General features: G+C 44.0%; 18 protein-coding genes and 1 tRNA gene. 5 read left to right on the top strand and 14 right to left on the bottom strand.

All coding sequences use genetic code 11. From position 1 onward, the window contains the following. Positions 1-25 precede the first annotated feature (25 nt). The 10 genes from ABIE26_RS19370 to ABIE26_RS19325 all read right to left on the bottom strand — a co-directional run bounded on the left by ABIE26_RS19370 (position 26) and on the right by ABIE26_RS19325 (position 15,400). Positions 26-1,327 carry a hypothetical protein gene (locus ABIE26_RS19370; RefSeq protein WP_310144992.1) on the bottom strand — a complete coding sequence of 434 codons (1,302 nt, stop codon included), beginning with the start codon at positions 1,325-1,327 and terminating at the stop codon, positions 26-28. Positions 1,328-1,411: 84 nt separating this feature from the next. Then, positions 1,412-3,610: a hypothetical protein gene (locus ABIE26_RS19365; RefSeq protein WP_310144990.1), complete on the bottom strand. Its 2,199-nt coding sequence runs from the start codon at positions 3,608-3,610 to the stop codon at positions 1,412-1,414. A gap of 123 nt (positions 3,611-3,733) precedes the next feature. Then, entirely contained in the window at positions 3,734-5,080 is a 1,347-nt protein-coding gene (locus ABIE26_RS19360) for an IPT/TIG domain-containing protein (RefSeq protein ID WP_310144988.1), read from the bottom strand. 17 nt (positions 5,081-5,097) lie between these two features. Then, the gene (locus tag ABIE26_RS19355) at positions 5,098-6,720 is read right to left on the bottom strand and encodes a RagB/SusD family nutrient uptake outer membrane protein (RefSeq protein WP_310144986.1); all 1,623 of its coding nucleotides are present in this window, start codon (positions 6,718-6,720) and stop codon (positions 5,098-5,100) included. 19 nt (positions 6,721-6,739) lie between these two features. Continuing rightward, on the bottom strand, positions 6,740-10,027 hold the full coding sequence (locus ABIE26_RS19350) for a TonB-dependent receptor (protein WP_310144985.1): 3,288 nt from the start codon (positions 10,025-10,027) through the stop codon (positions 6,740-6,742). 290 nt (positions 10,028-10,317) lie between these two features. Then, a complete protein-coding gene (locus ABIE26_RS19345) occupies positions 10,318-11,469 on the bottom strand; it encodes a FecR family protein (RefSeq protein WP_310144983.1) in 1,152 nt (383 codons plus the stop codon). Positions 11,470-11,563: 94 nt separating this feature from the next. Then, complete coding sequence (locus ABIE26_RS19340) at positions 11,564-12,445, bottom strand: alpha/beta hydrolase (RefSeq protein ID WP_310144980.1); 882 nt, start codon at positions 12,443-12,445, stop codon at positions 11,564-11,566. 50 nt (positions 12,446-12,495) lie between these two features. Then, on the bottom strand, positions 12,496-13,041 hold the full coding sequence (locus ABIE26_RS19335) for an RNA polymerase sigma-70 factor (protein WP_310144978.1): 546 nt from the start codon (positions 13,039-13,041) through the stop codon (positions 12,496-12,498). A gap of 121 nt (positions 13,042-13,162) precedes the next feature. Beyond that, positions 13,163-13,249, bottom strand: a tRNA-Ser gene (locus ABIE26_RS19330). A 69-nt stretch (positions 13,250-13,318) separates the two neighbouring features. Further along, positions 13,319-15,400: an HD family phosphohydrolase gene (locus ABIE26_RS19325; RefSeq protein ID WP_409035705.1), complete on the bottom strand. Its 2,082-nt coding sequence runs from the start codon at positions 15,398-15,400 to the stop codon at positions 13,319-13,321. A gap of 257 nt (positions 15,401-15,657) precedes the next feature. Here ABIE26_RS19325 and ABIE26_RS19320 point away from each other — a divergent pair, with 257 nt between their 5' ends. The 5 genes from ABIE26_RS19320 to ABIE26_RS19300 all read left to right on the top strand — a co-directional run bounded on the left by ABIE26_RS19320 (position 15,658) and on the right by ABIE26_RS19300 (position 22,101). Next, a complete protein-coding gene (locus ABIE26_RS19320; protein WP_310144976.1) occupies positions 15,658-16,833 on the top strand; it encodes an acetyl-CoA C-acyltransferase in 1,176 nt (391 codons plus the stop codon). Positions 16,834-16,835: 2 nt separating this feature from the next. Then, positions 16,836-17,759, top strand: a complete 924-nt coding sequence (locus ABIE26_RS19315) for a hypothetical protein (RefSeq protein ID WP_310144974.1) — start codon at positions 16,836-16,838, stop codon at positions 17,757-17,759. 196 nt (positions 17,760-17,955) lie between these two features. Then, entirely contained in the window at positions 17,956-19,710 is a 1,755-nt protein-coding gene (locus ABIE26_RS19310; protein ID WP_310144973.1) for a peptide MFS transporter, read from the top strand. 7 nt (positions 19,711-19,717) lie between these two features. Further along, on the top strand, positions 19,718-21,271 hold the full coding sequence (locus tag ABIE26_RS19305) for a peptide MFS transporter (RefSeq protein WP_084236629.1): 1,554 nt from the start codon (positions 19,718-19,720) through the stop codon (positions 21,269-21,271). A gap of 95 nt (positions 21,272-21,366) precedes the next feature. Next, on the top strand, positions 21,367-22,101 hold the full coding sequence (locus ABIE26_RS19300) for a polyprenol monophosphomannose synthase (RefSeq protein ID WP_310144972.1): 735 nt from the start codon (positions 21,367-21,369) through the stop codon (positions 22,099-22,101). Here ABIE26_RS19300 and ABIE26_RS19295 read toward each other — a convergent pair. The 4 genes from ABIE26_RS19295 to ABIE26_RS19280 form a co-directional block, all read right to left on the bottom strand. Next, the gene (locus ABIE26_RS19295; protein WP_310144970.1) at positions 22,076-22,600 is read right to left on the bottom strand and encodes a YdeI/OmpD-associated family protein; all 525 of its coding nucleotides are present in this window, start codon (positions 22,598-22,600) and stop codon (positions 22,076-22,078) included. The genes ABIE26_RS19300 and ABIE26_RS19295 overlap by 26 nt on opposite strands. 169 nt (positions 22,601-22,769) lie before the next feature. Then, positions 22,770-23,630 (bottom strand): TIGR02757 family protein, encoded by an 861-nt coding sequence (locus ABIE26_RS19290; protein WP_310144968.1) that lies wholly within the window; start codon positions 23,628-23,630, stop codon positions 22,770-22,772. 6 nt (positions 23,631-23,636) lie between these two features. Beyond that, the gene (locus tag ABIE26_RS19285; RefSeq protein ID WP_310144967.1) at positions 23,637-24,776 is read right to left on the bottom strand and encodes a cystathionine gamma-synthase; all 1,140 of its coding nucleotides are present in this window, start codon (positions 24,774-24,776) and stop codon (positions 23,637-23,639) included. Further along, positions 24,773-25,471, bottom strand: coding sequence for a hypothetical protein (locus ABIE26_RS19280; RefSeq protein WP_310144965.1), 699 nt, complete (start codon positions 25,469-25,471; stop codon positions 24,773-24,775). The genes ABIE26_RS19285 and ABIE26_RS19280 overlap by 4 nt, the downstream gene beginning before the upstream one ends. Positions 25,472-25,475 lie beyond the last annotated feature (4 nt).

The following is a 25,475-nucleotide window of genomic DNA, read 5'->3' as shown; positions in this document are numbered from 1 at the left end:
AATAGTTTATATCTAAAGCAGTTTATTATTTATATAGGGCGTACAATTTACCCTCACCTGGTAAAAAATTATCTGTTAATTTATGATCGGCAGCTTTGTAGTCGATATCCTTTTCCAATCCGTCAGCTTTGGAAATTCCTTTCACGTTCGTAACTGCCGTACCGATCTTAAATGCAAATGTTTTATTTTCGGTCAGCGACTTGTTTACCACCATAATATAAACCCGGTTGTTCGCCGGGTTCACAAAATGCGTAATCAGCATAAACTCATTTTCATTTTCAGCTTTCCAGATAAAATCTGAAGGTGTTCTTTTGGTACCGGAAGGGATACTTAACCCCGTATGGAAAACATCCATTGCATCCAGTTTCATCAGCGTTTTACCTAGCTGCCGCATTTCACCGTTGATGAGTTTAAAAGGTTCATACAGATCGGTTTTATTTCCCTGAGCATCCACTATCGCATTGGTAAATTTTTCTGTAGAACCAATCGGGGTCCAGTAAGTAAACCATACCGGCAATTTAATACCGTAAGCCAGGTTCGTAAATGCACTATACCTGAGTTCATTCGCATCAGGTCTTCTTAGACCAATGTCACTGCCTATCGACTGTAAATACGAAGAAGTCCTGACCTTATATTTTAACCCTGCTCTTCTGATGATATCAAGGTCCTTATAATAAGGAACTTCCCTTAAAGTCCCATCTTTCATAAAAGGGTAATTGTCAAATGACAGGTATTTAAGGTTTACCGCCCCAACCAGTTCTATCCATTGCTCAACATATTCTTTTTCATATTCCACATTGGCCAGGGCACCAGTGGCATAGCTCGGAAAAAGATTCACATGAGGTACCTTTTCCGGATCAAGGTTAATCAGTTTTTTATACCTCATGGCTGCATCGGCCAGATCAGGCACACGGGGTTCGTCTTTAATGTAATAGCCTGCAGTTGCCGGATGATTTTTGTAGGCATTTACCATCGCAGCCATATCTGCATCTGTCCCGTCAACACGTTGGTCGGCCACAAACATTTTCAACTGATTTGCCGCAGCCATATCCAGCATAGCCAGCTTGTTTGTCTGGGAATAGCTTAATGAAATGTCCTGGATCAGGTCAACATTCGCCTCCCTGATATTCTTAAAATGATGATCAGTGATGTAACCGATTCCCGGCGATACATAAATGCCAATCATCATGTCGTCCTTTACTTCAGCAACCGGAGGCTTAACCGGGTCCGGCTTTATTTTTTCAGTCTGTGCTTTACTGCAACTGCATACCCCGGTAAGCACAAGCATACCGGTACACATTAATAATGATTTAATTAACCTGTTCATTTGCGTGATATTGGTTTAGGTGTGAGGTAGTAATTTCTTCCTCCCAAAAACAGGAGGAAGAAATGTTTTATGGTAAAATTAATTTCAGGGCGAGACCATTTTTCTGATGCGGTGATTTGCTTTGTCTACCACATACATGGTTCCATCCGGGGCAATTGTAATCCCTGTTGGGACCGTAAATCTGGCAGCAGTTCCGGATCCATCTAAATAACCCTGCACAGCTCCCCCTGCAATGGTGGTGACCTTATTGGTACCTGCTTCAATCCTTCTGATATTGGAAGCATTGGCGGCTATCGTCGGCGCATCAAATAAGTGACCACAACCAGCAACATAAATGTTGTCACTGGCATCAACAGCAACACCCCATGGATGTTCAAACCTGGCATTCAGGCCAATCCCATCTGTTTGCCCCGTTGTGCCTGCCAGGCCGGCAATTTGGGTAACAGCCCAATTGCCCGTATTTACCTTGTATACATTCGAACTGCCGTTATCTGCAATCACAAGATTCCCCTGACTATCCATTGTAATCCCTCCGGATACGACCGGAACACTGAGTGTTCTTGTAGTCATCACCCCTGACGGACTCACTTCAAAGAGCTTATTGTTACTTGCAGAAGGCAAAGCACTCACCAGGTAAAATTTACCGGTATTTTTATCCATCGTAATGCCCTGCGGAAAAGGGATAACCCAGCCGAGCACAGTGGTTACTGTACCCGCCGGTGTGATTTTACGAAGCGCCCAGTTCCAGGTATCCGCTACATAAATATTGTTGTTCGCGTCTGCAACTACAGCCGAAGGATGGTCAAATAAAGCTGCCGTACCTACGCCATTGGTATTGCCGGCAACACCGGGATTACCTGCAAAGGTACTGACTAATCCGGCCGGAGTAATCTTTCTGATGCAATGGTTATTGATATCAGCCACATAAACATTGCCGCTGTTATCCGTCGTGATACCCGCATTGGTCACAAAATTAAACTTAGCCACAGTGCCTTGTCCGTTTAAGAAACCAGCAACTCCTGCACCGGCAAAAGTACTTACAGTTGCTGTGTAAGCAACTTTTTCCAAGGCATACAACTTTCCTTCACCTGGCAAAAAAGTATCTGACAGGGAATGACTGCCGACTGCAAAATTGGTAGCTTCTTCCAAACCTGTAACCTTGGAAACAACCTTAACATTTGCTACCTGGTTTGCTGTTGTAAAACCAAAAGTATTACTGCCCGTAAAAGATTTATTCACCACCATAATATATTCTTTACCCGCAACCGGGTCTATAAATTGGGTAATGATCATAGACTGGGCAGCATTCTGGGCCTGCCAGATAAAATTTACCGCCGGCCTTACAGTGCCGGTGGGAATTGTTGTTCCGGTATGATACACGGCATTGGCATTCAGCTTCACCAATGTTTTACCCAGCTGCTTCATTTCAAAGTTTAATGCTTTAAAAGGAAGGTACAGGTCAGTCTTATTTCCCGTAGCATCTATTATTCCATTGGTAAAGGTTTCTGCTCCGCCTGTTGGTGTCCAGTAACTAAACCACACAGGCTTTTTTATTCCATAAGCCAGGTGCGAATAAGCACTATACCTCAATTCGTTCGCATTCGGTCTTCTCAGGTCCGTTGAGTTCCCTATAGATTGCAGGTACCCTGAAGTTTTAATATTGTATTTTAATCCAACACGCCGGATGACATCCAGGTCATGAAAATAAGGCACATCCCTGAACGTTCCGTTTAACATAAAGGGATAGTTATCCATTGCAAGGTAGCGCAGATTAGCAGCTACTACCTTCTGTATCCAGTTTTCCACATAATCCAGCTCATAGTTGATACTTCCCAGCGCACCGGTAGCATAACTCGGGAAAAGATTTACATGAGGATCATGGTTATTGTCGAGCGTAAGCAATTTCTGATAACGATTAGCTGCGTCCTGAAGCTGACTTACTGTTGGTTCATCCTTTACATAATAGCCCGAAAGTGCCGGGTGGTTGATATAGGTATTCACCATAGCGGTAATGTCTGCATTAGTCCCGTTTACCCTGTTGTCGGCAACTACCATTTTCAAACCATGGCTATTGGCCATGTCGAGCATCGTCAACTTGTCAACCGGCGATATCCAGCCTGCAATATCCTGTATCACATCGATATTTGCCTCACTAATTGCTCCATATTGCAAATTAGTCGTAAACTCAAACGGAGGAGCGATATAGATACCTATTGGCATGCCCTCTTCAACACCATTCAACAACATCGGCTGATCGGCCCTGCCCATATCTTTTCCGGGCATTTCTGTGATAAACTTCTGGCAACCGGTAAAAATAAAAGCGCAAAAACTTAGTATAAGGAGCGCAAAGCGCCCCTTATTGATACAATATCCAGCATTCATAATCAGTTAAATTAAATGAACTAGTTATTCCGATACAATTTTTCTGATGCGGTGATTTCCCTTGTCCAGTACATAGATTGCACCGTCAGTCCCGATAGCAATGCCGGTCGGCACCGCAAACCTGGCCACTCCACCCAAACCATTGGTAAAGCCCTGCGTGTCGCCACCGGCGATAGTCGAAACTTTATTTGTTCCCGCTTCAATCATTCTGATATTAGAGGCTGAAGCCGAAATATCCGGTCCCTCAAACCTATGTCCGCAACCCGCAACATAAATATTATCTTTAGCATCCACGGCAATACCCCATGGGTGGTCAAACCTTGCCACCGCACCTATTCCATCTGTCAGACCTGTTTCTCCAGCAGCACCGGCAATTGGGGTACGGGCCCATGTCGTGGTATTGACGCTATAGATCACCGAGCTCACATTATCAGCAATAATCAGGTTCCCCTTGCTGTCAACGGCCATTCCTCCAGAGAAAATTGGTACATCAACCCCGCGCTCGTTTAATCCCCCCGAAGCTGAAAATTCATAAATTTTCCCGCCGTGATAATTTGCGGCCAATGCACTGCTGATATAAACTACTCCTGTATTTTTATTTATGGCAATTCCCTGCGGGAAGGCAAATGCCTGCCCACGGATAGAACTGACCAGACCTTCAGGTGTAACCTTACGTACGGCCCAGTTCCATGCATCAGCAACATAAAGATTATCATCTTTATCAACTGCTACATCCATAGGGTGGTTAAACAGCGCGACATCTTTATTGCCATTTACATACCCTTCCACGCCAGGTTTACCTATAAAAGTACTCACCACACCAGCAGGCGTAATTTTACGGATACAATTGTTAAAAATATCGGCTACGTAAAGGTTCCCCTTAGAATCAATATCCATCCCCGCATTACTTCTGAAATCGAACCTGGCCACATCCGCTGCTCCATCCGCAAAACCGGCAACACCAGCCCCTGCGAACGCACTAACCGTTCTTTTTAAAGTGTAAACAAATGGCTCCGTACTGGTTACCGTTTTTCCTGCAATGGTCACTTCGATTTTCCCTGAACCAAGTGCAGCAGGTATCTTAACAATCATCCGGTTTTTATTGGCACCCAGAACAGTTACCGGCTTTCCGTTAATTTTCACACTGATGTCCGATAAAGCACTGCTGTAATTGTCACCATAGATCATTACCTCAGTAGCTTCGCTTCCCTCAAGGGGTGAAAATTTACTGATCACAAAAGGAGCATTACTATTGTGCGTATAACTGTCATCAGTCTGTTCAAAAAACTGTTCTTTACACGAGGCCAGTCCCAATTGAAGCAGCAGCGCAGCACCATAAAAAATGGCTTTCATTGCTTTATATTTTTTCATCTTAAATATCCTTAACATTAGTTGTAACCATAATTTTGATCCAGCGCAGTATTTCTATTGCGTTCCGTCTGTGGAATGGGGTACAGGTCAAATGCATCCTCGTAAATCCTTGACTCTACCAGGAAAGGTGTATAAGAAAAACTTCCTGCACCTTGTTTTACGATGCGCATACCTCTGGCTTCGCGCATTACACTTTTACCGATACGCCATCTCCTGATATCCCAGAAACGGAAACCTTCAAAGGCCAGCTCTACCCTTCTTTCCCTTCTGATCCGCTCTCTCATTTGTGCTTTGTTAAGCCCTGCAGGTAAAGCAGGCATATTCACACCAACCCTGGTACGCACAGCATTCACGGCTTCATAAACACTATTATCCGGAGCTGCTAATGCCTCATTTCTGGCTTCGGCAAAGTTCAGCAGGGTTTCCTCATAGCGCATATAAACCCAGAAATGATCCCCAGGTCTGTTGTCAGGAGTCATGCTTCCATTTTCGTCCAATAGTTTACGTAGATAATATCCGGTTTGGGTTTTGGCACCTTCCGCCGAAACCAGTCCATCTAAACCATCGACAAAAGTTTCAATAACATTATCTCTCCAGGTACTGCCGTTATAAAGAATGGAAGCCGCAAGCCTGGGGTCACGGTTGGCATACGGATTATTGGCATCATATCCTGAACCGGTATCACCAGGCTTTAACCCGTTTTTCATTTCATAATCGTCAACCAGGTTCTGCAACGGCTGGATCCATGCTAAACCGCCCTGACTCGGGACAAACATCTGCTGAACCCAGGCGGTATTGTTCATTGTTGACTGAAATATGATGTTCGGGGCAGTTCTTTTATGAAATAAACCTTTGTAATCACCGTCAACCTGATATAAATTAAGCTTCATCACATCCTCAGCTGCCGCAGCTGCACGCTCCCATTTCTGAACATCAGAAGTAGGATTGTGTAATAAACTCGCCGCATATAGCAGGACGCGTGACTTCAGCATTAAAGCAGCCCCCTTAGTAGCCCTGCCAATATTTGCTGAAGTATTTACCGGAACCAGGTTTGCTGCCGCTTCATTACAGTCGTCCACAATAAAACGCACTAACTCTTCTTCCGAATTTCTGGGAATATTCAGGTTATCATTAATTTGCAAAACCCTGTCTATCACAGGAACAGTGCCATACCGCTTATGCAATTCAGCATAAAAATAAGCCCTCAAGAAATAAGCTTCGCCTTTCATACGCACTTTACCGGCAGTCTGTGTGGCATTTTTTACCGGTACTGCATCTATCTTTTCAATAAAGCGGTTGACTTTACGAATAGCTGCATAGAGCGATGCCCATACATCAACAGGATTATGGTTCTGGCTGATCAGGCCCCGGGTAAAAACCTGAGGCCCGTTAAAATACACAACCGGACATTTAGCCTCATCCGACGCTGCGGCATAGGTAAAACTATTTACCGGCATCCATTCATTCGACAGCTGGGAATAAACATTGGCCAGGTATCTTTCAGTCTGAACATAGTCTCCGAAGACCTCCTCTTCCGATAAGCCCCCTGTTTCGGCCTTATCCAGGTATTCGTCGAATTTTTTACACCCCGAAAATGCAATTACTCCCAGAATGCAAATCACTATTAATTTAAATTTCATGTGATAATAAGTTATAGGGTTAGAAACTAAGAGATGCACCAAAATTGATGATACGTTGTGCAGGATACACGTTACCTATCGTATTTGGCTGCCAGTATTCCGGATCAAACATAGGCTGGGCCTTCGTCCAGGTATACAGGTTCATACCATTCCCATAAATACGGAAACTGGATAAATTCGCTTTCTTTGTCAGCCTGATATTTTTAAAAGTGTAACCTATTTCTAAATTTTTCAAGCGGATATAACTGTTGTCTTCCAGGTAAAGCGATGACATACGGTGGTTATTACTATTTCCACCATAATGAAGTGCAGGCCAGGTCGCTGTATTTGCGGTCTCAGGTGTCCATCTGTCCAGGTGCTGGGTTCTCGCTTTTCCTCCTTCATAAAATTCCCATGACATTCCTCCTACCAGTGTCCTGCTGCTGTTTGCCGCACCTTGAAAAAGGAAACTGATGTCGAAGTTCTTCCAGTTCACCCCACCAGACAAACCAAAAGTAATTTCAGGAATATTACTTCTTCCCATTGGCCCCATATCGTTGTCGTTGATCACCCCGTCTCCATTCAAATCTTTATACTTTACATCCCCCGGAATTAAGCGTCCGTATTGTGCCGGACTCAGACGGATATCGATTTCATCTCTAAAAAAACGTTCTGCTTCTAAAAGAAAAATCTGTCCAAGTGGATGCCCGGTTTGATATTGATAAGCATACTCCCTGTTTTCCTCATCCATAAAGATGATTTTATTCTTCGCCAGGGCAAAATTACCGCTCAGAAAGTATCCGCCATTGTTGAACCTGTTGCGATGCGTAAGCTCTATCTCAAATCCTTTATTGTTTACCTTTCCCATGTTTGCTGGCGGCAGGTTATCCCCGCTCATCCCCAGCATCGTAGGAAGCGATTTACGGGTAATCAGGATATCCGACCTTTTTTCTGTGAAAAAATCTGCGGTCACTGAGAAAAGATCTTTCAGCAATTTGACTTCAAAACCAATATTTGACTTATGTGCAGTCTCCCAGGTTACAGCCGGATTTGACATTGCCCCTTCATAAATCCCCTCTATTCCAACAAGCTGGTCACCATACAAATAACCATTCCCTGCACTTCTCACATATTCCGAGCTAAACAACCATCTCCTCCCGGGTAACTGATCATTCCCGGTTAAGCCGTAAGAGCCTCTTATTTTTAAGAAATCTATAACGGAATTTCCTTTCAAAAAGGACTCTTCAGAAAGCACCCAACCGGCCGATACTGCCGGAAAAAAACCATACCTTTTTTCTTCGGAAAAGTTATCCGTTCCATTATATCCGGCATTAAACTCGGCAAAATACCGGCTTTTATAGTTATATGTCAGCCTGGACACAATTCCCTGAGATACATAAGGAATTTGATTACCTCTTACTTCCTGTGCACGGTTTACAAGCAATAATGCTGTAAAATCATGGTCTTTATACTTTTTGGTATAGTTCAGGGACACATCCATCCACACGTCCCTTTTCTGGTTAAAACCTGAAACCGGGGCAGAAAGCGGGGCATCCGTACCTTTGTAAGTATAATTGGCAGGATCGTTATAATCTCCCGAGCCTTTGTATTCAGCAGTCATTACCGACTTCGATCTTCTGAAATCATTCTGGAAATAACCATCAAAAGAATAATTCCCTTTAATTGTTAATCCCGGAGTGATGAAATTCAGTTTTCTGGTGACAGACAACATACCCGACAACGAAGAGTTAAAAGATTCACGAAACCCGGTCTGGTTTAATAAACGGGCCGGGTTCAGAAACAACCGTTCCCCATAACTTCCGGTCGGATATTTTACAGGAAAGGCGTTTGGAGGTATCTGGTTTAAAGTCCAGAAAAGGTCGGCAACCGAAACGTTAGGATCTCTTTTGTTCTCTATAGCACCAAATAAATTTAAAGCCATAGAAAAATTATCGTCGAAATCGATGTCAATATTAGAACGGAAATTATAACGCTTAAAGCTGGACGTGGGGTCATATTTAGGGTCCTTTTCCGTTTTGTATATACCTCCCTGATCCGTATAACCTACATTCACAAAGTAACGGGACTGTTGTCCGCCGCCACCAATGTTAAAATTGGCCTGTGTCTGCATGGCGGGCTTCATCATCTCGCCCAACCAGTCAACATTAGGATATTTATAAGGATCTGAGCCGCTTCGATATGCTTCCAGTGCCGCTACATCATAAGGGGCGGTACCTCCAGGATGATCATTCAGATAAGCTTCATTAGCTAAAACAGCATAGTTATAGGAATCCAGATATTCAGGAAGACGAATAGATGTCTGCACAGCACGCTGAACGCTAGCCGAAACCGTCGGTTTACCTTGTTTGCCCCTTCTGGTCGTTACGATGATCACACCGTTTGCCCCCTTTACACCGTACAGCGCTGTAGCCGACGCATCTTTTAGGATGGTGATGTTATCAATTTCGTTTACGTCGAGCAAAGCAATGGCACTGTAGTCTTTCTTTACCCCGTCAATGGTAATCAGTGGCTCCTGGCCGTTCATGGTAGCCCGGCCTCTGATGAGCAACTGAGACTTATCATTACCCGGTTCTCCACTAATTTGTATGGCCGTAAGACCTGGCAATCTTCCCGCCAAAGCGTTGGTAATGTTAGCGGTAGGACTTTGCTTGAGTTCCTTCAAACCGATGGAAACAGAAGAACCTGTCTGGGCAATTTTTTTCTGCGTTTGTCCAAAGCCCAGGATCACCAGTTCATCGAGCGACTGATCGCTTTCCTTCAGCACGACATTCACTTCCTGATCGGTGTTTCCGATACTGATCTCCTGGCTCACATAGCCGATATAGGAATACACCAGCACAACATTGCCCTTTGGCAGCTGAATGGTATACCTGCCTTCCTTATCTGTACTGGCGGTAGTTTTGGTGCCTTTAATTGTTACAGAGGCTCCGGGCAACGGGAATCCCTGTGCATCGGTTACTTTTCCGCGAACGTTGACCACAGAGAGGAAACTGCTGATCTTGTCCAGAAACGAAGGAGATTTTTTAAAAAGGATGATGTTGTTATCTACAATTTTATATTCCAAAGGAAGGTTTTTAAGTACCGACTGTACGGCCTCTTCAATAGCTGCGTTTTGCAGCGTAACACTTACCCTGGGTTTATCCATGTCATAATCCCTGCTCAAAAAAACATACCCTGTTTGCTGCTCTATAGCATTCAGTACGATCTTCAGCGGAACGTTTTTTTGATGGATATTGACACGCTGGCCAAAAGAACTGGCATGCACGTGTGCCAGTGATAAGACCAGTATAAAAATGATCAACTTCATTATCAATAATAGTTTGGGTGGCAGCCATAGTCGGGGCACGCCTAGGTAAAAAGCATTTAATTTCATACTTTTGATTGGTTTGGGCTAATTCCTAAATCGGTTCATAAAAGATTTATCCCGGTTTTCCGGGAAGGGCTGGTCCAGGCTATTCCCGCAAAGGTGCTCGAACACCTTTGCGGTTTTTACCGGACGCCAATAAGGGGAGCATTAAGGCCCCATTCGTAGCTTTTCCTTCATATTGGTTTATTTGGTTATTTATTGTTTTGTTTAATTCTGTATTAATTATTGTTTTACGGCAATATAATAATGGTTTTTCCTTCGAGCCTAAACCTGACGTTGGCATATTTAAGTACTTCAAGTGCCTTTGACAAATTGAGGTTCCGGTACACCTTACCATCAAAACTAGCCTTAGGAACCGCCCCTTCATATTTCACATTAACGTCGTACCACCTCGAAATCTGACGCATTACTGTTGGCAGGTCATCTTTATCAAAAAGGAAAAATCCATTCTTCCAGCCCATGGCCTCCTCTACATTAGCCTGAGCCACACTTAGGTTACCATTGTCAGCCAAGCGGGCCTGCTCACCCGGCTTCAAAACCGTCTGATCGTTTATTTCTACTGCACCTTCCAATAGCGTAGTCAAAGTCTGCCCCTCATCAGCATAACTGTTGATGTTGAAGTGGGTACCCAGCACCCTGACTTGCTGTTTAGCCGTTTCTACAATAAAAGGGTGCGACTTATCTTTTGACACTTCAAAATACGCTTCTCCATTCAACTTCACCGTACGTGTTTTCATCCCCGCAAAAGAAGCAGGGTAGCTTAATGTGGTTGCCGCATTGATCCATACGAGCGTGCCATCCGGTAACCGCAGCCGGTAAGTTTCTCCTCTGGCTGTGCTGAGGCTGTTATTTTTAGTTACGGCATGTCGGCTCCGGTCTTTAATTTCATAAATGAGCTGCCCCTCTTTGCGCTTTGTGATGACCACACCGGCTTCCTCTGCCAGTGCACCACTTCCTGCTTCATCCAATACTATCTTTTTACCGTTCGCCAACGTTAGCGTTGCTGCATTTTTCCCCGGGGAAATGGCCTGGGCCCTCAGCAAAGCCTTTTCTACACCAGAATTTCCGGCATCGTAATAAAAATAGCCACCCAGCCCCACAATCATCAGCACAACAGCGGCCGCCGCAATCTTAAGCCAAAGTCTCTGAACCGGCCGGATGTACCTGCTTTCAAATCCGGAAAATGCGGCAGCGGCATTAAAGTGATGCATTACTTTAAGCTCCGCCCTTAGCCCCTCTTCAGATGTCAAATGATTAAACAGCAACTGATTTTCAGGATCAGATCCAAGCCATTGTTCCAATTCCTTTTTTCCCGGATCATCTATTGTCCCTGCGTTATAGTTACCAATTAATTTAATGACCTTTTCGTAATCCTGCCTCATGCTGATGTTTAAATTGCGCTTTTAGTACTTAAACCACATGGCTGCTAAAAAGTACCGTCGAAAATTTATTTTATTGTCATTTTATAAAAAATACTCAGAAGCCTTGTCTCTCCATGAAGCGATAAATGGGTTGCATCCATTCACCGGGAGGTAGTTTAAGCACGAAACCATGATCCCCTTTTGCAAATAAATGCAGTTCCGAATCAACTTTATGCTGTTGTAAAGCCCGGTAAAATACGATGCTGTTGTCCACTTTTACCACCTGATCATCCCCCGTATGGGTAAGATAAGCAGGTGGGGTATCCCTGGTAACCTGATTTTCATTGGAGAACAAACCTACCCGCTCCGGGCTTGGCTCTTTACCCAGCAGGTTAATCCTCGATCCCATGTGAGTTAGTGCGGTATCCATGCTGATTACGGGATAAACAAGCACCATAAAATCGGGTCTCAGGCTTATATTTTCTTTATTAGGAATATAGCTGGTTTTGTAGTGGGTGCCCAGCGTACTGGCCAGATGGCCCCCGGCACTAAAGCCGATCACCCCGATCTTCGAGGGATTGATATGCCAGTCGGCCGCCTGTGCCCTTACCGTCTTCATCGCCTGCTGTGCGTCCATTAAAGGGCCTAAGCTTTTATCCTGCATCTTCTGTGCATCAGGTAAGCGGTATTTTACAACTATAGCAGCAATTCCCTGTTCCAAAAAAGCCCTGGCAATTGGTGTCCCTTCAGTATCGGTTACCAATGTACCATACCCGCCACCCGGAAATATAATGATGGCTGTGCCACTGGAACGATCAGCGGCCGGTAAATAAACAGTTAGGGTTGGTTGCTCCCTTTCATTCAGCCTGACCTTACTGTTTGGAACGGCATCCGGGTAAAGCGGTAAAACCTGTTGGGCAAATGCACCATGTGTCAGCAGCAGCATAACGATCATGGTTAACGACTTCATCATGGTCTTGTTTCGTTCTTTGTTCATATTTGATTTACTACTTAAACCACATGAGTGCGGAAAAGTACCGATAAAAATTACAGGGCCTTAAAACCATAAACCAGCATAAAAAGAGCAAAAACTTCCGGCTTCAAACAACTCCTTAAACTGCTGATGCCTTTTGATTTGAGGTTTTTTACGGTTTGCATAGAAATCCCCAGTATTTCGCTGATCTCTTCATTTTTCATGCCTTCAAAATAGCTCATTCGAATGATTTTTCCGGTATGTCCGGGCAGCTTATCAATTTCGATCATGATTTCGCGCAGGACCTCTGCTTTGATGAGCTGGTTAACCCATGCCTGTTCCTCTGCCGGCAGCTCTGCATTGTATTGCCACTGACGCTCTTTGGCCCTGGTGCTTGTTTTGATGTGGTTTAAACAGGAATTCCGTGTTGCAGTATAAAGGTAGGCCCTGATGTTCTCATCAGCTGTATCCTTTTGTTTACCGTGCAGCAATTTCAGAAAAACATCTTCCACAATATCTTCCGCCTCGTCCTGATCGCCTACAATATTGAATGCGAAGTAACAAAGTGCAGCATAAAAATCGAGATACAACTGTTTAAAATCCCGGACCCCGGTCGCCATATTATTTCAAATGTTGATTGTTCATCTGAACGGTAAGGATACAGCTTATTTTTGAAATTATAAAAAGATCAAAGCTTATAAACACAAAAAGCACTGATTACCAGTGCTTTTGAGTCTTATGCGGAGAGGGCGGGATTCGAACCCGCGGTACCGTTACCAGTACGACAGTTTAGCAAACTGTTCCTTTCGGCCACTCAGGCACCTCTCCGTTTCCATTCAGCTATCTTTGCTGAGGGAGTGCAAATATAGCAACGTGATCGATGTTTGCAAAATAAAATTACAGAGTTTGCTGATAATCTATACGCACATGATAAATGCTCATAAGCATAGTCTTGAATATCAGCTTTATAGTTTCAAGATCTTTTAGTGTAATATCGCAACTATCTAATTGATTTTGTTCCAGCTTATAGTCAATGATCCTTTCAACAAGGTCATTTATGCTCTGTGCGTCCGGATTTTTCAGGCTTCTTGAGGCTGCTTCCACTGAATCTGCCAGCATCAGCACCCCGGTTTCTTTAGAAAAAGGAATAGGCCCCGGATAGCGGAAAATGTTTTCATCCACAAATTTTTCCGGTGAATTTTTTAAGAAGGACTGATAAAAATAATCTACCCGGGTATTGCCATGGTGCGTCCTGATAAAATCGATCACACTTTCTGGCAGCTGGTGCCTGCGCGTAATTTCGATGCCTTTATGAACATGTTTAATGATGATCTGTGCACTTTGTTCGTAAGGCAGCTTGTCGTGCGGACTCAAAGCGGTATTCTGGTTCTCGATAAAATACTGAGGGTTCTCTATTTTCCCGATATCATGGTACAGGGCCCCTGCCCTTACCAGCAAGGAGTTCCCTCCTATTTTAAATATGGCTGCTTCGGCCAGATTGGCTACCTGCAGCGAATGCTGAAAAGTACCCGGCGCTTTGAAAGCGAGTTCCCTCAGCAATTTGTTATTGGTATTGGTAAGCTCTATCAGTGCCACGTCGGAAGTAATGCCAAACATCTTTTCAAACGCATAAATAAGCGGGTATGCCAGCAGCGAAAGCAGCACACTTACAATGAAAGGTACAAAATTGACCCATTCTATCTGGATAAGTGATCCTTCCCGCAGCAGGGCAATCCCCAGAAAAGAAATAAAATAAGCAGAAAGAATGAACAAGGCAGACAACAGCAGCTGTTCTCTTTTGATCAGGTTCCTGATACTGTAAATGGCCACCATACCCGAAGTAACCTGATAAAATACAAATTCAAAGCTGTTGGCGACAAAAAAACCGGAAATCAGCACTACCAGCAGATGCAGATAAAGCGCCAGCCTGGTGTCAAATAAAATACGGATTATGATGGGTACGATACAAAACGGGATGTAATAAATGCTGGGCAGGTTAAGCTTGATGGCCCAGGTTAAGGTAAGCAGCATGGTGGTGATGACCAGTAAAATGAGCGACAGCTGTCTGTTATCGGCAAAAATATCCTTCCTGAACAGCTTAAGGAACACCATCAGCAGGCTTACAATAAATCCTACCAGTAAAATCTGCCCGAAATATACCAGCTTGCTGTCACCAATAGTCTTGGTCTGCGCTTCGTAAGCTTCTTTAAAAGACAACAGTTTCTGATAAGCTTCATCATCGATTACATTATCTTTGGAAATGATCAGCTCTCCTTTCTGTACCATACCGCGTGTAGTAGATAAGCTGCTTACCGTGCTGTTCTGTACTATGCCGGTCAGCTTTTCATCAAAAACTATATTGGGCTGCAAATGGTCTTCTACCAGATTTACAATCATGTCTTTTATCTTCAGGTCGACCGCCCGGAAATTATCCTTATAATATTTAAGCGCAGAGGGCACCGTAAAAACGTCCTGGGTATTTACCGTTTTGCTGATGTTGTTGTTCAGCAAAGAGAAGTCGTAACCAACATTGTTTCCCTTCTGGTGCTTCACATTCAATGCAATGATACCTTTGTTGTAAATAAATTCGAGCAGTTTAAAAGACGATTGTCTGTAACTCTGCTTTTCATTTTCAGGGAAGGCGTTCGTTCTCCATTTGACATCAAATTCATTCGAATAAGCCTCTTCAACTACATTGATCAGCTCTTTATTGAACTTATAGATAGGCAATACATTATCCAGCGCATCTTTTTTATCGATCGTAACCTGAGGGGTTGTTTTTAAAATGGCAAAGCTGAAGGGCGATACCAGATCTTTGCTTTTCCATATGGTACCCTTTTCAAATTCATAACGGAACCTGGGTTGCTTAGGCAAAAAAGCGGTAATAATGATTACCGAAAGCACCATCATGATGTATTTGATGTTGGATGAATACTTCCTGTAAAGGACCTTATGCGAATTCTTTCTGATCTTAGCCAAAGTGATGTCAATTGATTATTACTCAAAAATAGTATAAATTTCTATCTTTTGCCGGGCTTTTGTCTGCCTTTGTTCGGGGCTTGTGCCGCCCTGGCTTGCAAAACAGGTACTTTTTCCGAACAAAGGCATAGTAAAGGCGTAACTAAGGCATACGAAGCAGGCTTCTTGTCTCTATTGTAAACGTTAAATTACCTGCGGTTTAACCATCGGTACACGGTAATTAATTAACTTTGCTTTTAACTAACTTAAAAATATTAATGAAAGAAGTAGTCATTGTATCCGCTGTCAGGACCCCAATCGGAAGTTTCGGAGGCTCGCTATCGGGTTTTTCTGCGCCACAACTTGGTGGTTTCGCGATTAAGGCAGCTGTTGAAAAAGCCGGAATAAAACCTGGCGACATTCAGGAAGTTTACATGGGCAATGTTTTGTCTGCCAACCTGGGCCAGGCCCCTGCCACACAGGCAGCTAAGTTTGCAGGCTTACCGGATGTGCCCTCAACCACCATCAATAAAGTATGTGCCTCGGGCACAAAAGCCATTATGCTGGCAGCCCAGAGCATCGCCCTTGGCCAGAACGATATTGTATTGGCTGGCGGTATGGAAAGCATGAGCAATGTTCCTTATTATCTGGATAAAGCACGTAACGGTTACAGACTGGGACATGGTCAATTGACAGACGGACTGGTAAAAGACGGTTTGTGGGATGTATATAACGACTACCATATGGGCTCGGCCGCTGAGTTGTGTGCTGCTGAATGCGGCATTAGCCGCGAAGAGCAGGATGCTTTTGCCATCAGTTCCTATAAAAGATCGCAGGCTGCCCAGAATGAGGGGAAATTTACCGCTGAAGTGATTGCCATTGAGCTGAAAGACCGTAAGGGTGACATCACCCTGATAGATAAGGATGAAGAACCTTTCGCAGTAAAATTTGATAAAATACCGGGCCTGAAGCCTGTGTTTAAAAAAGATGGCACAGTAACTGCCGCCAATGCCTCTACGTTAAATGATGGTGCAGCAGCTTTGGTACTGATGAGCGCTGACAGGGCAAAAGCACTTGGACTGAAACCATTGGCCAAAGTGCTGGCTTATGCCGATGCACAGCAAGCCCCTGAGTGGTTTACCACTGCACCTGCCAAAGCGATCCCGCTGGCACTTCAACGCGCAGGAAAAACGATTGACGATGTAGATTATTTTGAGATCAATGAAGCTTTTTCAGTAGTTTCGCTGGCAAACAATAAAGAACTGGGATTAAATGGCGAAAAAGTGAACGTAAATGGTGGTGCGGTATCTTTAGGTCATCCGCTGGGTGCTTCAGGTGCAAGGATTGTGGTTACGCTCCTTTCTGTTCTGGCCCAGAACAATGGCAAAATAGGTGTTGCCGGAATTTGTAACGGTGGTGGCGGTGCCAGCGCCCTGGTGATCGAAAAACTGTAAAAATGATTAAGGCCTTAAAAGCTTTACTTTTTTTAATACTCTGCTGCGCCGAAACCTCTGTTTGGGCGCAGCATAGCTTTGACCTGACCAATGTCCCTGCGCTAAAAAAATACCAGGACACACTGATGGGGCTAAGCAATGCCGTGCACTCGGCAGATAATGACGCAGAACGGCTTGAAGCCAACTCCCGGTTTATCAAAACGCTGGTGAGCGCCTTAAAAATACGTTCTTCCTTCAATTACCCCTTCGACTCCCTGAAGAAAATAACGGTATTAAAATCGCCCGACAATGCCTTAAGGCTATTTACCTGGTACGTGCCCAACGATGACGGCACCTACCGCTTCTTTGGTACCATTCAAATGGCGACCAAAGACGGCAGCTTAAAAATGTTCCCCCTGATTGATGGAACAGCCGGTATTCAGGACAATAACCAGGTTACGGGCAACAAAAACTGGTTTGGTGCCCGTTATTATGAGATCATCCCTGTTAAAGTGAACGGGCAGCAGCCCTACTATGTGCTTATAGGATGGAAGGGCAACAACAGCAAAACCTCCAAAAAGGTAATAGAGATCCTTTCCTTTGACCGGGCAGAACAGCCGGTTTTTGGGAAAACAATTTTTGATGGCGTAAAAGGTTCATCAGCCAAAAACCGTATGGTGTTTGAGTACAACAAATTAAATTCAATGACGCTGACCATGGATAAAAATGTAGGCATGATCGTATTTGACCACCTGGCCCCTTTTACTCCCGATATGGAAGGAAACTTTGAATTTTATGCATCCGACCTGAGTTTTGATGCCTACAGATTTAGCGGCGGAAGGCTAAAGCTGGTTGAAAATGTGGAGCTTAAGAACGAGCCCAATGCAATGGACGAATTCTATGCCGATCCCAAAGATAAAAGCATCAAAGCACCCAAGAAACTTTAATAAATGAAGAAGCAAACCCAATACCTGTTAAAAATTTGTGAGTTTGCCTCCATGTACCTATCTTGCGCGGTGATTTATAGCAATAACATTCCGTCAAAGTGTAAAACAACAAACTTATATATTAAAATTGCCCAGGCAGTTTAAGCGCAATAAAAAACAGAAAAACTAACTAAACTTATTAAACAAGAAAACTAACATGAATACACAAAGTTTGGACACCCCAAATAATTTTTTTGAAAACAAGGTACTCGGACATCCTGCAGGATTGTTTGTGCTGTTCTTTACCGAGATGTGGGAAAGATTTTCGTATTACGGAATGCGTGCTTTATTGGTACTGTTCCTGATTTCCTCATTGGATAAAGGCGGCTGGCACTGGCCTGAAGAGAATGCACTGGCTTTATATGGCACCTATACCTCCCTGGTATATTTAACTACCATCATGGGTGGCTATCTGGCCGATAAATACCTGGGTTACCGCTGGGCAGTAGTTATAGGCGCCCTGCTCATGACCATGGGGCATGCCAGTATGGCCGTTGAAACGCCAACTTTCCTGTATTTAGGGATTGGCCTGTTAATTTTTGGTAATGGTTTTTTCAAGCCTAACATGACGTCTATCGTATCGCACATTTACAAAGATCATCCTGAAAAGAAAGATGGTGCCTACACCATTTTTTACATGGGTGTAAATGCGGGTGCATTTTTAGGTATCATGCTTTGCGGCTATATCGGTGAAACCGTGAGCTGGAGCTGGGGCTTTGGACTGGCCGGGATCTTTATGTTTTTTGGAATGCTTCAATTTTATTTTACACAAGGCATATTTGGTGATGTAGGTAAAAAGCCAACCAAAGAAGATAACCTTAAAAAAGCCAGCAATGATGATGGCGACAAAAGGGTGCCTTTTACCGGTTTTGATCTTACTTTAATGGTTGCAGCGCTTTTGCTGGGACTGGTTTGGATCCTGAACGATCCATATTCTAAAATCAGCGGCCATAACCTGCTTAATTTTACTGCGCTGGGTTTATCGGGCCCTAGCTTTACCATTATTACGGGAGTAATCCTCTTTTTGATCTTGTTGGTTGGCAGGATACTGCGTTACGCTAAAGTAACACGCGACCGCTTAATTGCCGTGACCATTTTCGCATTCTTTACAGTTTTCTTCTGGGCCTCTTTTGAGCAGGCAGGTGGTTCAATGACCATCTTTGCAGATAAGTATACCCAGCGCGACTTCTCGGGAAGTGCGGCTGCAGCGTTTAAAATCGTTAATACCCTCCTTACCGTTGTTCCATTAGGCATCATTACTTTTGTGTTATGGAAACTGTTTACACAAACTTTTAAAAGGTTCCCTTTGGGCAACTTTATCCTTGGAACCAGCTTTGTGGTAATCTGGGGTGTAGTGATCTGGATGTTGAAAATCGAATTCCAGAAAGAAACCACCACTGTTGCAGCCTCATGGTTCGGTATCCTGAACTCTTTCTTTATCATTTCATTTGCACCGCTGGTATCGAAGGTATGGGAAAGTAAATACAACCCGCCGGCAGCATTCAAATACGGTATTGGTATGACTTTGCTTGGTCTGGGATTTGCTTCTCTTGCCTATGGCGCATCTGCCATCAGCGGTCCTGATGCTTCTATTAAAGTGAGCATGATCTGGCTGATCTTCGCCTACCTGTTCCACACCTTGGGTGAATTGTGCCTGTCGCCTGTCGGACTTTCATACGTAAGTAAACTGGTTCCGGCCAGGATGATCGGTGTGATGTTCGGTATCTGGTACCTGGCCATTGCCATCGGTAACAAAACTGCAGGTGCAATGGGCGGAATGATCAACGAGATCACACAGAAATATTCGCTTTCGACTTTCTTCCTGATCTTTACGCTAGTGCCGATTGGCCTGGGCCTCCTGGTGATGCTGCTGCATCCATTGCTTAAACGGTTAATGCACGGCGTTAGATAATCAGAACATGGCTAAACAATTGTCTTTAGAAGAAATTCAGAATTTTAAAGGAAAGTACCCTAAGCAGCTTTGGGCGCTTTTCTTTTCAGAAATGTGGGAACGTTTCTGCTTTTATGGAATGAGGGGCATGCTGACCTATTTTATGGTTACGCAACTGTTTATGAAGGATGTTGATGCGAATCTGCAGTATGGCGCAACCCAGGCTTTTGTTTACGCCTTTACGTTTATAGGTGGCCTATTTGCTGACAAGATACTCGGCTTCCGCAAATCCCTGTTCTGGGGTGGCATCCTGATGATCATAGGCAGTGGTATTCTGGCCTATGATCCACACCAGTTTTTTTTTCTGGGGATTAGCTTTACTGTTGTAGGAACAGGTTTTTTTAAACCCAATATTTCGACAATGGTAGGAAAACTGTATAAGGCTGGTGATGCCCGCAGGGATGCCGGTTTCTCGGTTTTTTACGCCGGTATCAATATTGGCGCGCTATTGGGCGGTTATGCCTGTATAACTATCGGAAAACAATATTCCTGGCACCTGGCCTTTGGCCTGGCTGCTATTGTGATGACCATCAGCCTGATCACTTTTCTTTTTACCCAGAAAAAAATGGGGCCTATTGGTCTGCCTCCAGGTGAGGATGAAGAAATTACCGACATTAACCTGGCAGGTATTGACGACAAAGTGATGACGGAGCCTGTACAGGTGAAACGCAGATCGGTAAATAAAAAATGGTACGATTACGCCGTGTATATCGGCTCGCTTGCTATTGTTCCGGTAATTATGATCATGGTCGCCAAAACCCAGTATACCGACTGGTTCATGTATACCATCGGTCCGGCCACTCTACTCTATCTCCTTTATGAAATGGGCAGGTATGGCTGGGCGGAGCGCAAAAAGCTGATCGCAGCATTGGTATTCATTTTCTTTTCTGTGTTGTTCTGGGCATTTTTTGAGCAATGTGGCGGATCGCTGAGCTTGTTTGCGGCACGAAACCTCGACAACACGGTTTTAGGGAGTATCAAACTTGACCCCAATGGGGTCAATAATTCTGCGAACTCCCTCTTTGTGATCATTTTTGCTTTCCTGTTCAGTCTGATCTGGATAGCTTTGGCCAAAAAGAAAATAGAACCCAATACGGTAGTTAAATTCGGACTTGCTTTTTTATTTCTTGCAGGATCGTTCTTTATTTTTTATAGCACACGTTTCTTTACCAATGGACAAGGTATTGCATCCCTGGACGTATTTACCATGGCCTACCTGGTCATGACATTTGGTGAACTCTGCCTTTCTCCTATCGGACTTTCCATCATGACCAAATTATCCCCGGTTAAACTGCAGGGTGTGATGATGGGCATGTGGTTCCTGGCCAGCGCATATGGTCAGTATGTGGCCGGTTTACTAGGCGCAGGAATGGCTGAAGCAAGTGAAAATGATACTCTTGTACAAAAACTGATGACCTATACAGAGGGATATAAACAATTGGGTATTTATGCCTTAATAGCAGGTATAATTCTGCTTGTCATTTCGCCTGTGGTTAAAAAGCTGATGCAGGAAGTTAGCTAGCGGCTTTACTTTTAACATTTTTTAACCCGTAGCCTTGCTTTGGTTACGGGTTTTTTCATTTAGAATCCATAATTTCGCTACTTAATTTATTTTCCGTGTCAGACAGTTTAATTATTATTCCTACCTACAACGAAAAGGAAAACGTAGAAAAGATCATCAGAAAGGTTTTTTCACTGAATTACTTTTTTGAGATCTTAATTATTGATGACGGATCACCTGATGGCACGGCTGACATTGTAAAAAAACTGCAGCAGGAATACCCTGCCCTGCATCTTGAACAGCGAACAGGTAAGCTGGGATTGGGAACTGCCTATATTCATGGTTTTAAATGGGCTTTGGAACGCACCCAGTATGCATACATCTTTGAGATGGATGCCGATTTTTCGCATAATCCTGAAGACCTGGTGAGGCTCAGGAATGCCTGTGAAAACGGCGCTGACGTGGCTATTGGCTCCAGGTATGTAAACGGGGTAAATGTAGTGAACTGGCCCATGAGCCGTGTATTGATGTCTTACTTTGCTTCCATGTATGTGAGGCTCATTACCCGCATCGATATACAGGATGCCACGGCAGGTTTTAAATGCTACCGCCGACGGGTACTGGCTACCATACCGTTGGATAAAATCAAATTTGTAGGCTATGCTTTCCAGATAGAGATGAAGTTTACAGCCATTAAATACGGGTTTAAAGTAGTAGAAGTACCGATCATCTTTACAGACCGTACAGAAGGGGTTTCAAAAATGAGTACACGGATTTTCAGGGAAGCTTTTATTGGGGTAATCCAGATGAAGGTCTGGAGCTGGTTCAGGAAGTACGATCGTCCGGCCTAGGCTTGCCGTCGCGCATCATGGTACCAAAATCCCAGTCCTTATCCATCGCAGCCACAATCTTTACGATGCGTTTGGTACGGGTAGGTTCTGTTTTAGCGGTATTGAGCCAGTTGATATACCAGTTCTGGTGTGATTTCGGTTGTTTCAGGAAGTTCTTTAGCAAGTGTGGCTCATCTGACAGGCAAAGCTCCAGGTCTTCCGGCATCTCTATTTTAAAGGCAGTATCTTCTTCCAGCTGGAGTTCAAGCACGCCCCCTTTTTCTTTTCTGAGTTTTTTGCGCAGGGTACCGTTCAATGCCATAATGAAATCACCTTCGCCCATTGGCACCAGCGATATACCTTCAATCTGAACCTGATCGAGCTTTCCTTTTACCCGGAAGCTTTTTCGGCAACCGGCCTTGATCTGATTGGCAATAACCTGGGGAACGAACACATAGGTCCAGCCCGATTTTTCGCCCATTTCGTCGAAACGCTCTATTTCTGCTTTAAAGCTTATCATATGAAATTGAAATATATCAAAGTTAAAATTATGATTTTCCCGGATGTTTTCGCATCCAAAAAAAGGACTGTTAATGTGAGGACATAGGAAGATTTGCCCATTTAGCGAAGCGGGCAAATAATTCCAGTCCGAACATCACAATCCTTTTTAAAAATACGACAAATAAATATTAGAACTTCTCCTCGACGCCTAAACCAAACAAAGCAAAATCATATTTCACAGGATCATCAGGATCGAATTCACGTAAACGTTCGGTTAATTCCAAGGCAGTTTTCCAGTCGGTCTGTTTCCTTTCAATTATGCCCAGCCTGCGTGCTACCCTATCTACATGTACATCGCAAGGACAGATCAGGTCAGACGGTTTTAAGTTATTCCAGATCCCAAAATCAACACCTTTATCATCGCGGCGCACCATCCACCTTAAAAACATATTTAAACGCTTACAGGTCGATTTTTGCAGGGGAGAGGAAATGTGTTTAATGGTTCGTCTGGGATAATCCGGCAAAGAGAAAAAATAGGAACGAAAATAATTGAGCGCCTGCTCGATCCTGGGCACCTGCTGGTTCAGTTCGGAAAGCATGCAGCTGGACGAGGCATATGCAGCATAATTCCCAATGACCTGCGTGGAAATAAAATCTGTCTGAAAACTATTGCCTGGCGAAAGGAAAGCCGTTTCCAGGCTATCCGACTGGCGGTAATGCTGCTGAAAGAATGCAACAAAATACAACAGGTCGGTATCGTTAAAGGTACGGTGTTTAAAACCCAGCAGGCGCTTCAGGTCTGCGTCGGTATGTTCCAGCATAAAATGATGCGGATCATTGTCCATTCTTTCCAGCAGTTCCCTGCATTTATTGATGATGGTCTTACGTTGGCCCCAGGCCAAAATTGCAGCAAAAAATGCGGCAATTTCTATATCCTGTTTCTTTGAAAACCGATGTGGAATGCAGATCGGATCATTCTCGATAAAATCAGGCCGGTTGTATTGTGTTACCTTTACCTCTAAAAAATCCTTTAATTCTAAAAATTCCAATGCTGGTTATTTAAGTGCCCGCTCCAGGTCGGCAAGCAGGTCATCAATGTCCTCAACACCCACACTTAAACGGAGCAGGTTATCGGTTACGCCTACTTTTTCACGTTCTTCTTTTGGAATAGAACCATGGGTCATGCTTACCGGGTGGTTGATGAGTGACTCCACCCCACCCAGCGACTCGGCAAGAGAGAATACCTCAAAGGAACCGGCAACACGGAAGGTTTCCTTCAGATCAGCACCTTTTAGCGTAAAAGATACCATGCCTCCAAAATCGCGCATCTGCTTTTTGGCGACCTCATGGTTAGGATGGTCTTCAAACCCAGGCCAGTAGATTTTGTCGACCTTCGGATGTTTCTTCAGGAAATGTGCTACTTTGGCCCCGTTTTCGCAATGCGCCTTCATGCGCAGGTGCAGGGTTTTGATTCCTCTTAGCACTAAAAATGCATCCTGCGGACCGGGTGTGGCTCCACAGGCATTGTAAATGAACCATAAGTCTTTATACAACTGATCGTCATTTACCATTAAAGCGCCCATGACCACATCGGAGTGGCCACCCAGATATTTAGTTGCCGAGTGCATTACGATATCAGCGCCCAGATCGATCGGGTTCTGCAGGTAAGGCGAAGCAAAAGTATTATCTACTGTTAACAGTATTTTGTGCGCTTTGGTGATTTTAGCAATCCCTTCAATGTCAACAATCTGCATGGTGGGATTGGTAGGTGTTTCTATCCATACCAGCTTTGTCTTGTCATTAAGATACGGAACAATATTTTCCGGTTTGGACAAGTCCAGAAAATGGAACTTAATGCCGTATTTGGCATACACCTTGGTAAAAATACGATAAGAACCACCATACAGATCGTTACCGGTTATCACCTCATCACCAGGCTGCAGTAATTTCATTACCGTATCTGTAGCGCCCATGCCACTTGAAAAAGCCAGGCCATGTTTGGCGTTCTCCAAAGCAGCAAGACAAGCTTCCAGTGCCTTGCGTGTAGGGTTAGTCCCTCTTGAATACTCAAAGCCCTTATGATCGCCTGGCGATTTCTGCCAGTAGGTAGAAGTCTGGTATATGGGGGTCATTACTGCCCCTGTTGTTGGATCGGGTTCCTGGCCCGCATGAATGGCTTTTGTTGCAAATTTCATATGTTGTTGTTTTGCTCTGTTTCTGCCTTAAACTGATAGCCCATGTGTTTACCTGTAGGGTAACCGCTGGCCACCAGCATAGATTGTTTTTGGTTTAAAGTTACGTTTTTCATTTGCGCAAACGGAGGGATCAGCAGATCGGAATCCAGGCAAAATAAGATTGACCGTTCGATGATCTCGTTCAGTTTCTGCTCATCGACCACATTATTGGCGAAATCCTGGTACAGAAAATCCAGTACCCCTTCTCCTTCTACCATAAAATGTTTTTCTTTATTGATCAGGATACGGGCGATCAGGGAGCCTTCATCAGCCAGACGGTTGTACTTGATGGAATCCGCAAGGAAATTGTGGATGTAAATGATCCCGCAATAACTTAAAGAATCATCGTCCTTGACGTATTTTGTCTGGTATATGGAATGTGAAGGATCAAACGTAAATATATTGGTATGCATGGATACCATCAGCATATCTCCGGAAAATTTAAGCTGTGCTTCAAACTTATTACTTTCGTTAAAATGAACCTCTACTGATGGGTCTTTGGTAGTATAATCCTGCTGCAGTTTGAGCGCTATGGCGGCAAGTTGTTTTTTCAGCAATCCGAAGACCTCCGTTGTGCTTCTGTAAATTGCCTGTTTCAGTGACGCTTTGTTTTCAAATTCGCTTAATATTTTCTGATAGTTTTCCGTCGTATCCATGGTA

It is taken from the genome of Pedobacter africanus, assembly GCF_040548825.1.
GTDB classification, from domain to species: domain Bacteria; phylum Bacteroidota; class Bacteroidia; order Sphingobacteriales; family Sphingobacteriaceae; genus Pedobacter; species Pedobacter africanus_A.
Note: the sequence above shows the minus strand (reverse complement) of the source record. Positions and strands in the feature narration are given on the sequence as shown.